Raw genomic sequence first — 12,761 nt, 5'->3', positions numbered from 1 at the left:
TATTCTGATAGATAGTAAAGGAAGAAAATAATCATGAGACATCATAGGTATAATCCGGGTTTCAAGTTTGTCGTGGAACCTGAGCCTTTTAATAAATATACTGACCGAGAGTTGCTTCAGTATTGCCTTGGCGCAACTATGTATATGCCGGGTTTTAAAGATTTTACTCCAAAAATATTAAATAACTCGATACCTGGCTTGACAACCATAGTTCTATGTTTCGAGGATGCTTGCCCGGAAGAAAAAGTTCCGGAGGCTATGAAGAATGTTCATTATTTGTTGGCAACGGTAACAGAAGCTGTGGAAAATGGAACGCTGGATGTCGATAAGGTCCCGTTGATTTTTGTCCGTATTCGTAACCTCGCTCAGTTCAAAGCGTTTGGGGAAAAACTGACGAAACAGGAGGTTAAGTCATTGTGTGGTATTAATTTCCCGAAATTTACCGCAGAGAATGGTTACGAATATTATGTATATCTGCAAGATCTGAATGACCGTTTTGATGAGATCCTTTATGGCTTGCCGATTATTGAGGATGCTGAGGTTGCCTACAAAGAAACCCGTATGCCTGAGTTGATAGGTATTAAAAAGATTTTAGACAAGTACCGAGACTTGGTGTTGCAGGTTCGTGTTGGGGGAACGGACTTTAGTTCCGTTTTTGGTGTGCGTCGTGGTGTTGATTATTCAATTTATGACATCATGATGGTACGTGAATGCTTGTCGGATATCATCAACGTTTGTGGACGTAACAATGATTATGTAATTTCGGGTCCGGTCTGGGAGTTTTTCCGTGTTCCAAAGGAATTGATGTTTGAGGAACTTCCACATCATGGCATTGAAGATTATCTGATGAAGCGTTTACCCATCGTAAATAATGAAATCGATGGACTGCTTCGGGAGGTCATTCTGGATAAAGCGAATGGATTCGTTGGACGTACTGTTATTCACCCCACCCATGTGAAGTTTGTTAACGCGCTGATGGCGGTAACGAAAGAAGAGTACGATGATGCCTGTCAAATTCTCGGTACGGGAGGTGGTGTAGTAAAGGGTTTTGGCGGCAATAAGATGAATGAAATCAAGCCGCATACTAATTGGGCGAAGAAGGTTTACAATAGAGCACGTGCTTTTGGCGTTATTGAGAATGAAAGCGCTTATGTTAAGTTGTTTGCTGTAAACGAGTAATGCGATAGAAGAATATTATGAATATTGAAATACATACACCTATCGCAGAAGAGGTTGCGGCCGGCTTGCAAATTGGAGATACTGTTACTATTACAGGTTATATACTCTGTGGTCGCGACGCTGTATTACCTATGGTAGTAGAAATGGTAAAAGAGGGCAAAATAAATGAACTTGGTGTTTCTCTACCGGGAAATGTCATCTTTCATACAGCGGTTAGTCCTGCTGGTGTCGGACCGACATCCAGTAATAAATTAGAGATTGAGAGTAGTATTGAGCCGCTAAGTAAAGCAGGAATCAAATTGCATCTTGGAAAGGGAGCGATCCATAAGGAAACGGTGGAAGCCCTAAATAAGTATAATGCTGTTTATGCGGTTATTCCACCCGTGACAGCTTTGCTTGCAGATAAAACCATTGAACAAAAATTAGTGGCTTTTCCACAACTTGGTATGGAAGCGTTATATCAATTGAAGGTTGTACGATATCCGGCTATTATTGCGGCAGCACATGGGAGGAGCATCTATGAATAAGAGTTTTGAGGAGATAGTTTCACTTGTTTGCGAAACCATTGTAGAGGCTGGCTCTACTTTTCGTGAGGATAAAAAGGAAGCTTATAAAAGAGCAATTATATCGGAAGATAATAAGAAAGCTAAGTGGGTTTTGGAGACCATACTTGCAAATGCGGAAGCTGCGGAGAAAAATCATTGTCCGCTCTGTGATGATACCGGCATTCCACATATGGTACTGGAAGTTGGCCGGGATGTGGCAGTGACAGGTCGGATGTTAGACGCTATTAGGGAAGGAATAGCTGAAGGTCTGCGTAAACTTCCAGGACGACCCATGGGCATTATGGGAGATGACAGTCATAGAATTGACCAGTCTGGTGGCCTGAATCCGGATAGTGCCGGAGTGGAGCCAGCCCCGATATTGCTCCGACGTTGTCAAGACAATGTTGTCAGATTGCATATTCTGATGTTTGGTGGCGGTCCTGCGATTAGAGCAAAAACCTATCGAGTATTCCATAAGCACAATACGCGGGTGGTGTTGGATGAAATCGTGAGTTGGGCGACAGAAGCTGTTGCTCAGCTTGGGTGTTCACCGTGTACATTGGCTGTAGGTGTTGGGAGGAGTCATTTTGAGGCTACATCTATGATGCTTCAGGCACAAGTGGATGGTAGATATGATTTTCAAAGTGAGATGGAACAGGAAATCACAAGACGTGTGAATGAAGCAAATATTGGACCTCTTGGTCTTCATGGTAAGACAAGCGTGATCGCGACTTTTATGAAGGTGGGACCACAGCGTGCAAGTGGCGTTCGAATTGTCTGTGTTCGTCCGAACTGCTGCTTTGAGCCAAGGATAGCGAGTGTTGAACTTGAGTGATCACTTACAAAGCGATGAATAGAATGGTAAGTTGTCACTTTAGGTCGTATTGATTGGCATCATCCGAATCGATAGTTTCGCTACGAATTAAAAAACATGGTGGATCATGAACAATAAAAAGAAAGAAGGAGGCTTCTACGCCTCAAAAGTTCGTTTGTTCTTAAATGAATATGGTGGCATGAACTAGGAAAAGTTCTGCAAGATAGAACGTGCGGTTTTGAGAAAAAGTTTGTTGTGAGTTATCAGTTCATGAAAGTAGAGCGTGAAGGTATGGAACGTGTGTATAGAATAGATTGGACGGATGTGATTCTGAAGTAACTTTTAAGTTGATGTTTTTCCCGTCAGAGGGTATAACGAAAGTTGTAAATGCTTTTGTTATACCCTTTTTGTTTTTTAGAGTTTCGCCACATGGGGCGTTTGCAGGTGAAAAGGTCATTTCGCGAGATATAAAATCAGGAAGTTATGAAAGAAACGAATGATCAATCGCAACGTCTCGTGGGAGATTGTTTTTTTGTACGTCAGGGAGAACGTATGGAGAAGTGTTTTTACTCGGAAGTCTTGTACGTGGAGGCTTCGGGGTGTTATAGTTATATTTATCGTCGGGATAAGCCCCGGCTTTCGATCGCCTATCCTCTTTTAGTGGTGGAACCTTGGTTGCCGAGGGATATGTTCCGCCGGATTCACCGGAGTTATATCGTGAATCTTCGGGAAGTGGAGGGATTTATAGGTAAGGCGATCTGCATTGCAGATCGGGTGTTGCCCGTGAGTCCACTTTACCGGGAAGAGGTGTTCGGGTGTTTCCTGTTCTGGGAATTAAAGCGCAAGAAGAAGGTGCAATAGAATGAAGGGATATAGAAGATAAGAGTAGTTAATCGTTCTTGTGAGGTGACCTTTCAAGGGAAGTTTTGTTTAGATAAATTTTCCGGGGATTCAGATGATAAATCGGGGCATTCGGATAATTTGGTTGGTAAAGGGCGTTCCGGGATGTACTTTTGGAATACAATTAAAAATTACAAAAGATTATGGGAGTGTTACAGAATGTGATTAGAGAGCTAGGTAAAGAGGTTTGCCGTTTTACAGGAGGAGTGGTACAAGATCAAATACCTCGTGAGTCGGATATCGTTTTAATCGTTTTTTGGGACAAGTAGGGCGGGGAATCAAAATTCTTTCTTTATATTTGTAAATCCAAACGATGTACAGGACACGAATAAATTTATGTCAGAACGGGAAGAAATAGAATGGCTGCGGGGATTGAAGGCTGGGGAAGACGGTGCTTACAAGGTGCTGTTCGAGAAATATTATGCCCCACTCTGTGCTTTTGCCACGGGGTTCGTGAATGACGCGGCTGCGGCGGAAGACATCGTGCAGGAAATTTTCTTCAAATTATACACGGACAAGCCGACATTCGAGGCGGTGGTTGCCTTGAAATCTTACTTGTATCTGGTGACGAAGAACCAGTGTCTGAATTACTTGAAACACGTTCGTATTGAACAAGAGTACGTGTCTTTGATGGACGAGAAGGAGAAGACAACCTTCTTTTTCAACCAGATCGTGGAGCAGGAGTTATTAATGTTGCTTTCGGAGGCGATCGAAGACTTGCCGGAGCAGACGGGCAAAGTATTTCAACTGGTCATGGAGGGGTTCGATAACGCGGAGATAGCGGAAAAATTGAATCTTTCGATTGACTCGGTGAAATCTCATAAAAAGCGTGGTAAGCAATTCTTAAAGAATAGATTAAGCGATATCACGGCTATCCTTTTGATTCTATCCAATTGTTAAAATCGCGGGAAAATGACATTTCGGTGACACTTTTTTGCCACTCGGTTGTTTTTAGTCCGTAAACAGATAAAGAAATGAAAGAGGCATTTGAAATAGCACGATTGATAAGGAAGAGTCTGCGGGGCGAATTGTCCGGGCAGGAGGAAAAGATACTTTCCGACTGGCGGCAAGCGTCACGTGATAACGAGGCGGCTTTTCAAAAAATGACCTCCGGAAGCTTTTATACTGACGGGACGGAATTGTGGGAAACGTTCGATTCTCGTGTTGCTTACGGGCGTTTTCTACAAAGGAAATACCAACAACGCCGCTCGAGGAGGCTGTTGTTTCGTGCGGCTCGTGTGGCGGCTGTTGTTCTACCGCTCACGATAGCGATTGTACTTTATATCGGTCTCGGGAAAGAGAGCGTGCCCGCGACGGATTATGCCGCCGCCGCGACCATTTTGCCGGGAACGAGCAAGGCGGTGTTGACGACGGGCGACGGGAACACGATCATGTTGGGACAGGAGTATTCCGACAGCACGATTATCGCGGACGGCACGCGGATCGATGCCTCGACGTCGGGGCTGACTTACGCGGGTATTTCAGGGAACAGCGCTCTCGTGTATAATAAACTGGAAATACCGCGGGGCGGGGAGTTCTGCCTGACGTTGTCCGACGGGACGAAAGTGTGGCTGAACTCGGCGACTTCAATCCAGTACCCGGTAGCTTTCGGGACGAAGGAACGAAGGGTGTTCGTGCAGGGAGAGGCGTATTTCGAGGTGGCGAAGGATGCCAAGAAGCCGTTTATCGTGCAATTCATGAGTTCGGCGGTGACGGTGCTGGGAACATCGTTCAACGTGCGGGCTTATCCCGAAGAGGGACACTCCTTGACGACGCTTGCCGAGGGTTCGGTATGTATCACGGGGGGCGACAACACGATAAGCATAAAACCGGGCGAACAGGTGGAAGTGGATGCTTTGTCGGGTGATATGGTGAAACGGGAGGTGGAGGTACGGGATTTTACCAGTTGGAAAGACGGACGATTCGTGTTCGTGCGACGACCGCTGGAAGAGATCATGCGAACGTTGGAACGATGGTACGATATCCGGGTAGTGTTCAAGGACGAGGAGGCGAAACGGATTTCTTTATCGGGTGATTTAAGACGATACGATAATTTCTCCCGTGTGGTGGAAATGTTGGGACTGACAGGAGATGCACGGTTCGAGATTAAAGGAAATGATGTCTATATAACTACTGAGTAGAGTTGCCCCGATGGCCACGGGGGAACGAGAGTGTGAACCATTTAAAATTAATAATTTACGTTATGAAGAAGAACCAGAATAAGTCTCTTCCGGGAGGTTTATGGTTATTAAAAAACCAACTGATGATGAAATTGACGGTTGTTTTCCTCTTCTTGTCGTCGTTCGCCGTTACGGCACAGAACGTGACGATAAAGATGCAAAACAGCACGTTCACGGGAATAGCTAAAGAGATACAGAAACAGACGAACTTGACCTTCTTGTACAATGACGCGAAGGTGGGTACTATCGTGAATTTGAATCCCGATTTCACGAACACGGACGTGAAGACGGTACTTGAATATTGTTTGCGGGGAACCGGTTTGACTTTCTCGATCGTGGATAACACGGTGGTGATATCTCCCGCACGGGTGACCGCCCAGACGGGAAGGAACGATTTGAGGGTTTCCGGTAAGGTGACCGACGAGAAGGGATTACCCTTGCCCGGCGTGAATATTTTAATCAAGGGGACGACGGTCGGTTTCGTGTCTGACGTGGATGGGAAGTTCTTGGTATTGTGCAGCAAAGGCGATACCTTGCTTTTCACGATGATTGGCTTCGAGTCCCGGATGATGGCCGTGAGTGACGACACGCCGGTCACGGTGCAGATGAAAGAAGCTACCGAGTCGCTGGACGAGGTGGTCGTGGTATCGACGGGATATACCCGCTTGCCTAAAGAGCGTGCCACGGGATCATTCGGCGTGGTTACCGCCAAGGAATTGGAGAAACGTCCCAGCCCGAATATACTGAACCGTTTGGAAGGTGTAGTCCCCGGCGTGTACGTGGATATCAAAAATTCGGACATGACATTCCTGTACGGGTCTAACCGTTCGGACGGGCAACTGGAGGAACAGAACAATATTTCGATGAATATCCGGGGAAGAAGCAGTTTCTCGGATGCGATGGCTCGCCCGTTGCTTGTTGTTGACGGATTCCCGACAGATATGGAATTGAAAGGTCTGAACCCGAATGACGTGGAGTCGATCACTTTCCTGAAAGATGCGGCAGCCGCTTCTATCTGGGGTGCCCGTGCGGCTAACGGGGTGATCGTTATCGAAACGAAAAAAGGAAAGAAAAACGGCAGACCGGGTACGGCGGTGAGTTTCGGAATGAATATCATGACGTCGGGTTCACCGCGTTTCAGTTCGTTGCCCGTGATGAATTCGGTGGAGATGATTGATTACGAGCGGGAGATGGTGGAGAAAGGTTATATCACTCGCCCGGTAAGTTCGGCATGGGGAGCGGGGTACGCTATCTCGGACGCGGCGAAGATTTTGCTGGATGCCAAGGACGGCGTGATTACTCAAGCGGACGCGGATGCACAATTGGAGAAATTGGCAAGCCGCAAGTCATACCGTGACGTGAAAAAGTATTTATTGCAACCGGCTTTCTCGCAACAGTATAACCTGTCATTCAGCGGGGCTTCCGAGCAGATGTCTTATTTCTTGTCGGCTTCTTACGCGAATGAACAGTCAAACACGAAAGGCGAGCAAGGTGACCGTTTCACGTTGACTTCCAATTTGAATTTCAAGATTATGAATTGGGCGACATTGACCACGGGTTTGAGGGCTTCGTTGATCAATATCAAGAACAACGGTCTGGGACTTTCCGCGATGCAGGCGTCGCTGGGTATACTGCCTTTGATGCCGTATAATCAACTCGTGGATGATAATGGCAACCGGGTGGATTATTACCGGTATGAAGAGGATTTCGTGAAGGAGAAAGAGGAACAGGGATACAAGAACTGGAAGTATAATTATCTTGACGAGTTGGATAACATGGATAATACGCGGAAGGAGCAAGCTGTTTCGCTGACAATGGGATTGAATATTCCGGTTCCGGGCGTGAAGGGATTGGCGTTGGACGGATCGTTCATGTACGAGAAAACGAACGCGAGAACCAGAAATCTCGAGAACGAGGATACTTACGCTTCACGTGACAGGTATAATTATGCCACGCGATATAACGAGAGCACGGGTGAATTGACACACGGGCTTCCCGATGGCGGATTGTTGAACCTTTCTCACACGGATTCCCGGAATTATAGTTTACGGGGGCAATTGAATTACAATAACACGATTGACGAGATTCATCAAATATCCGCATTGGCGGGGATGGAATTCCGCGAAACCAGAATGTGGCAGAGCAGCGCGTGGTATTACGGTTACAACGGACAGACCTTGCAGTCGGCTTCCCAGATAACGAATCCCTACACGAATATATGGGGGTGGACTTCTTACTTGAACGAGGGCAGCCCGGAACAGGATTTGCAACGCCGTTTCCTGTCATATTACGGGAACGTGTCGTACACGTTGATGAGTAAATACGTGTTGACAGGTAGCGTGAGATATGACGACTACAATAATTTCGGTGTTGACCGGAAATACCGGGCTACCCCGATGTGGTCGACCGGGTTGGCATGGCATATCGGCAGAGAGGATTTCATATTGGATAACGCGGGATGGTTGAACAAGTTGACTTTCCGTGCCACCTACGGGTATAACGGGAATATTGACCAGAATCAGTATCCGTTCACGCAGATATCCTTGACGACGGGTAATGACGGGTACACGCAATTGCCTTCTTCCAGTATTAACTTTGCGGCGAATCCTTCCGTGCGTTGGGAGAAAACAGGCGTGTTGAATTTCGGTTTGGACTTTGCCGTGCTGAATAACAGGCTTTCCGGTTCTATCGAATTGTATCGCAAATATTCGAGGGATTTATTTGCGGATTACGTGATTAACCCGATATTCGGGGCAAACGCCTCGTCGATGTACACGCTTTCCCGTAATGCGGCAAAAGTAAACGGTAAAGGTTTGGATGTGGCGTTGAACGGGACTATCGTACAGAAAGGAGATTTCAGGTATGAGGCAAGCCTCACATACTCCTATAACACGAACGAGGTGAAATCTTCGCCTTACGAGATGTCGTCTTATTTCTACTCCAGTGGTGGCGGTAGCGGTCGCATGTTGGAAGGGTATAACATGAGCAACTTCTGGGCTTACCGTTGGGCAGGTCTGGACGAGAACGGGGATTCACAAGTGTACAATGCGGACGGGGAGATCGTCAAATCGACAGAGAATGTGACAAATGATGACCTCGTGTACGTGGGAACTTTGACTCCCAAGTATTTCGGCGGGTTCTTCAATACCTTCTCGTATAAAGGGGTGTCGCTTTACGTGGGTATAACTTATAAACTGGGATATATCTTCCAGAAACCGACGATCGCCCAACAGGCAGGGGGGAGAAACACGTATTACGAGATTAACGAGGATATGGCAAAACGGTGGCGAGAGGCAGGCGATGAAGCGACTACAAACGTGCCCCGTATCGGAACGAATGCGAATAGTTTCGTGCGCTACCGAGGTGCGGATATACATATCGAGAAAGGAGATCATATCAGGTTGAGAGAGATTTCATTGACTTATAATATCCCGTCCAAGTGGTTGAATAAACTCATGATCAATAGCGGGTCTGTCGGTTTCAGCGCAAACAACGTGGGGATGATCTGGAAAAAGAATAATGCGGGTATCGACCCCGACTTTATCCCGAACAGTCGTAACTTGACCATGTCACCCACGCCGTCTTATAATTTCTCGTTAAACCTTAACTTCTAAAGCATGAACGATATGAACAAGAATATATTATTGAGTTTGGTTGTCGGGCTTTCCTGTTCGCTTTCCGCCTGCTCGGATTGGGTGGATATCAAGACGAAGGGGAAATTGATCCCGGAGGAAACGGTGAATTACCGTTATCTGATGAATAACACGGAGAATTTCAAGTACACGCTTGCGTACCATGATGTGGCTTCGGACGACATCAATATGTCCGATGAAACGCAGCAGAACGCTGTATACGAAACGGATAAGTTTATCCCGATATACACGTGGGCGGACGAGATTTACAGTCAGTCGGAAAATGATCAGGAGATGAATGCCGTTTATCAAGTGATTTATAATTGTAACGTGGTGATCGATGAGGTGATGGGTAGTAAAAACGGAACGCAGGCAGAGAAACTATCGATCCGTGCCGAGGCGCTCGTGCATCGTGCCGATGCTTATCTGGCATTGGTGAACGTGTACGGTAAGCCCTATAACGCCGCGACTGCCGCGACCGATCAGGGGGTGCCTCTATTGACGACTCCCCGCGTGGAGGGTTCTTTACCCCGTGCGTCCGTGGAGAGAGTGTACGAGCAGATTATCAGTGATTTGAACGATGCTTTCGAGTATCTGCCGGACGTACCGCAGTTCAATTTCTACCCGAGTAAATGTGCCGTTTACGCCTTGAAAGCGAGGGCTTATTTGCTGATGGGGAATTACACGGAGGCAAAGGCTAATGCCGTGGAAGCGTTGAAGTTGCAGAGTGGACTGGAGAATCTGAATCTTTATATCGGTGATGCGGTAACTTACCCGGAAAACTTGAAGGACAAGGAAGTGATACTTGCCAAGATGCCGAGAACGACTTTCTCGTTAAGTTCTTATAGTGCCGTTGATCTCGTGTTGAGTGATGGTTTGTTGAACTTGTTTGACCGAGATTATGACCTGCGTTACCTGTATTTCACCAGACCGATGTCCGAGTTGGGCGTGGAGTACATGGGACGGATCTATTTCAAGAATCATTTGTATAATAGTAGTTACCCGAAGTATGAATCCCGTAGCATGGGTCCCTCCGTGCCGGAAATGATGTTGATTGAAGCGGAATGTTGGGCTCGCGAGGGAAAGACGACGGAGGCGATGAATATCCTGAACACTCTGCGGGAATATCGTTTCTCCCCGGACGAGTACTATACGTTAAGTGCCGCGACTGCGACCGAGGCTTTGGGACACGTGTTGCAAGAGCGACGGAAAGAGTTGATGTGTCGCGGGTTGCGCTGGATGGATCAACGCCGTCTGGCGAACGATCCCGATTTCCCGACACAGACCGTTACCCGCGTGTTTAAAGGTACTACTTATACTTTACAACCCGGTGCGGTACGCTACACGTTCCCGATGGGCGAGTTGTACTTGGAGGAAAACCCGGAGATCGGGCAGATAGAATAAAAAGAGTTCGTAAGGTTCATAAAGTTATAAAGTTCATAAGGTTAGGTATGCCTATTACTTTATAAACTTTATGAACCTTATAAACTTTATAAACTTGTTAATTCGTATTGTATGAAAAAAATCACATTGTTAGGAAGTATCGTGGTACTTCTGTTTATCTCGTGCGCTTTGAGCGCACAAAATCGCAGACCGTTTCATATTATCCCGCTAGTGCCTGTCGTGGGGCAGGAGGTGAAGTTCACGTATGATAACTCGTTGACTTCGCTTGCCGGGGAAGAGACTGTTCACGGGACGGTCTATTACTGGCAGGATCTGCGCTGGGAGGCGGAAGACTTGAATCTGGTGAAAAACGACACGGCTTGGGAGGCTACTTGCATGATTCCTGACCGGTGCGCGTTGGTGGTATGTAAATTTTACGCGGGTGACAAGCAGGATTCGGGCGGACGTGCGACTTATGCCACGATGACTTTCGACCGGGACGGGCGGAACTTGCCCACGTCGTACATCGGGTGGGGTATGCTGCGCAACAAGAAGTTGGAATCGTTACCCGGTTATTGCGAGGAGGAGGCTTATATTGATGATGACGTGATGCGTTTCTGGCTTAATCAACAGTTACTGAAAGATCCGGGAGCACGGCAGTACGTGTTTTATTACGCTGCCAAGTTATTGAATCAAATGATGCCGGGAGAGAAACACGAGCAGATGTTGAGCGACGTGAATTTTATCGTGAACTTGCCCGAGGTGGACGAGGAAACCCTCTTGAAAGCATTGGAAGTTGCCCGGAATATCGTTAAGGATACAGCGGTTGCCGCCGCCGTGGAACAGCGTATATTAAAGGAATACCCTGACGGGATTCTCGCTCGTGACCGGGAGATATGGCGTATATTCAGAATTAGTGATCCGGACGCGAAGACGCCCGAGTTCGAGGCATTTCTGAAGCGTTTTCCTGTGGAGAAATTCCGTGACACGGAAACGGAAATGACCGGTATGTACCTTGGTAAGATATTCCAATCGGTGGTTTATCAGCCTATTATCAAGAAGGACGATTACAGCCAGTTGTACAAGTATATTCATGATGTGCCCCAGAATTTGTTGCTCACCTTTTACTGGCATATGGTACAAGTACCTTTGAGCACGAACCAGCGGACGCCGGAACAGGTATTGCCTTTCGCGAAGTTGATCTATGACGAGGTGATGACCCGTCCCCGCGAGGGTTCTGCCCGGGTGTATTCCGACCGGGAATGGAAACAGCAACTGCTCGCCAGGGGAAAAGACATGATTCTTGCCCATGCTTCCGTGCTGGCTGCCACCGGGTCACCTGCCGAAGCCTTGGAACTGATGGAGGAGATAAAGGATATTTACGCTTACAAGTCAGCCGTTTACAACGAACTGTACGTGCAGTTGTTGCAGAAGAATGATTATTCCTCGCTCGTGATCCCGACTATCATTACCGGGGTTCGGGAAGATGCCGTGACTCCCGGAATGTTGGATATTTTGCGTGCCGATTACTTGAAGACACACAAGAATGACAAGGATTTTGATGCTTACGTCAATTCTTTGAAGTCACGGGAAAAGCAGCAGGAGATGCAGGCGCATTTGAAAGAGTCGATGATTAAAGAAAAGATCACGCTTTATGCCTTGGAAGATTTGGACGGGAAAAAGGTTGATCTTTCCAAGATGAAAGGAAAGATTATCGTGTTGGACTTCTGGGCAACGTGGTGCGCTCCCTGTAAAGCATCTTTGCCGGGAATGCAGATGGCGGAGAACAAGTACAAGAATGATCCTGACGTGGCTTTCTATTTTATCGCCACGATGGAAACAAAAGCCGATTTCCGGCAGAAGATCAGGGAATTTCTGAAAGAGAAAAATTATTCTCTTGACGTGCTTGTCGATAACGTGAATCCCCAAACGGGTACTCGGTCGGCTGTTTACGACGCGTATTGCAAGGCGTTTAAATTCTCCGGTATTCCCCACAAGATGATTATTGACGGAGAGGGAAACCTGCGTTGGAGCGTGGGCGGGTACATGGGTAGCCCCTCTGCTTTGGCGGAGGAGGTTAGCTTCGTGATAGAAACATTAAAGGCGGAATAAACGAAATGAATAGAAA

Annotated in this window: 9 protein-coding genes; all 9 read left to right on the top strand. The window is 47.0% G+C overall.

The annotated features are described in order from the left end of the window. Positions 1-33: 33 nt before the first annotated feature. Positions 34-1,179 (top strand): HpcH/HpaI aldolase/citrate lyase family protein, encoded by a 1,146-nt coding sequence (locus tag ACK8P8_RS17850; RefSeq protein WP_227217767.1) that lies wholly within the window; start codon positions 34-36, stop codon positions 1,177-1,179. 17 nt (positions 1,180-1,196) lie between these two features. After that, a complete protein-coding gene (locus ACK8P8_RS17845; RefSeq protein WP_227217766.1) occupies positions 1,197-1,706 on the top strand; it encodes a fumarate hydratase C-terminal domain-containing protein in 510 nt (169 codons plus the stop codon). Beyond that, entirely contained in the window at positions 1,699-2,559 is an 861-nt protein-coding gene (locus tag ACK8P8_RS17840; protein ID WP_227217765.1) for a fumarate hydratase, read from the top strand. The genes ACK8P8_RS17845 and ACK8P8_RS17840 overlap by 8 nt, the downstream gene beginning before the upstream one ends. A 462-nt stretch (positions 2,560-3,021) precedes the next feature. Further along, entirely contained in the window at positions 3,022-3,399 is a 378-nt protein-coding gene (locus tag ACK8P8_RS17835) for a LytR/AlgR family response regulator transcription factor (protein ID WP_099293413.1), read from the top strand. A 375-nt stretch (positions 3,400-3,774) separates the two neighbouring features. Then, a complete protein-coding gene (locus tag ACK8P8_RS17830; RefSeq protein WP_186976451.1) occupies positions 3,775-4,338 on the top strand; it encodes an RNA polymerase sigma-70 factor in 564 nt (187 codons plus the stop codon). A gap of 74 nt (positions 4,339-4,412) precedes the next feature. After that, positions 4,413-5,579, top strand: coding sequence for a FecR family protein (locus ACK8P8_RS17825; RefSeq protein WP_369858772.1), 1,167 nt, complete (start codon positions 4,413-4,415; stop codon positions 5,577-5,579). A gap of 62 nt (positions 5,580-5,641) precedes the next feature. Further along, positions 5,642-9,232 (top strand): SusC/RagA family TonB-linked outer membrane protein, encoded by a 3,591-nt coding sequence (locus ACK8P8_RS17820; protein WP_369858770.1) that lies wholly within the window; start codon positions 5,642-5,644, stop codon positions 9,230-9,232. 12 nt (positions 9,233-9,244) lie between these two features. Further along, positions 9,245-10,654 carry a RagB/SusD family nutrient uptake outer membrane protein gene (locus ACK8P8_RS17815; RefSeq protein WP_369858769.1) on the top strand — a complete coding sequence of 470 codons (1,410 nt, stop codon included), beginning with the start codon at positions 9,245-9,247 and terminating at the stop codon, positions 10,652-10,654. A 111-nt stretch (positions 10,655-10,765) separates the two neighbouring features. Next, positions 10,766-12,745, top strand: coding sequence for a TlpA family protein disulfide reductase (locus ACK8P8_RS17810; RefSeq protein ID WP_369858768.1), 1,980 nt, complete (start codon positions 10,766-10,768; stop codon positions 12,743-12,745). Positions 12,746-12,761 lie beyond the last annotated feature (16 nt).

The organism is Butyricimonas muris, from assembly GCF_046365375.1.
Taxonomy (GTDB): domain Bacteria; phylum Bacteroidota; class Bacteroidia; order Bacteroidales; family Marinifilaceae; genus Butyricimonas; species Butyricimonas muris.
The sequence above is the reverse complement of the archived record's forward strand: the minus strand, read 5'-3'. Positions and strand labels throughout refer to the sequence as shown.

Coding starts and splice junctions, on each gene's coding strand:
- ACK8P8_RS17850 (WP_227217767.1), top strand. CDS start 34: ATGAGACATCATAGGTATAATCCGGGTTTCAAGTTTGTCGTGGAACCT.
- ACK8P8_RS17840 (WP_227217765.1), top strand. CDS start 1,699: ATGAATAAGAGTTTTGAGGAGATAGTTTCACTTGTTTGCGAAACCATT.
- ACK8P8_RS17835 (WP_099293413.1), top strand. CDS start 3,022: ATGAAAGAAACGAATGATCAATCGCAACGTCTCGTGGGAGATTGTTTT.
- ACK8P8_RS17830 (WP_186976451.1), top strand. CDS start 3,775: ATGTCAGAACGGGAAGAAATAGAATGGCTGCGGGGATTGAAGGCTGGG.
- ACK8P8_RS17820 (WP_369858770.1), top strand. CDS start 5,642: ATGAAGAAGAACCAGAATAAGTCTCTTCCGGGAGGTTTATGGTTATTA.
- ACK8P8_RS17815 (WP_369858769.1), top strand. CDS start 9,245: ATGAACAAGAATATATTATTGAGTTTGGTTGTCGGGCTTTCCTGTTCG.
- ACK8P8_RS17845 (WP_227217766.1), top strand. CDS start 1,197: ATGAATATTGAAATACATACACCTATCGCAGAAGAGGTTGCGGCCGGC.
- ACK8P8_RS17810 (WP_369858768.1), top strand. CDS start 10,766: ATGAAAAAAATCACATTGTTAGGAAGTATCGTGGTACTTCTGTTTATC.
- ACK8P8_RS17825 (WP_369858772.1), top strand. CDS start 4,413: ATGAAAGAGGCATTTGAAATAGCACGATTGATAAGGAAGAGTCTGCGG.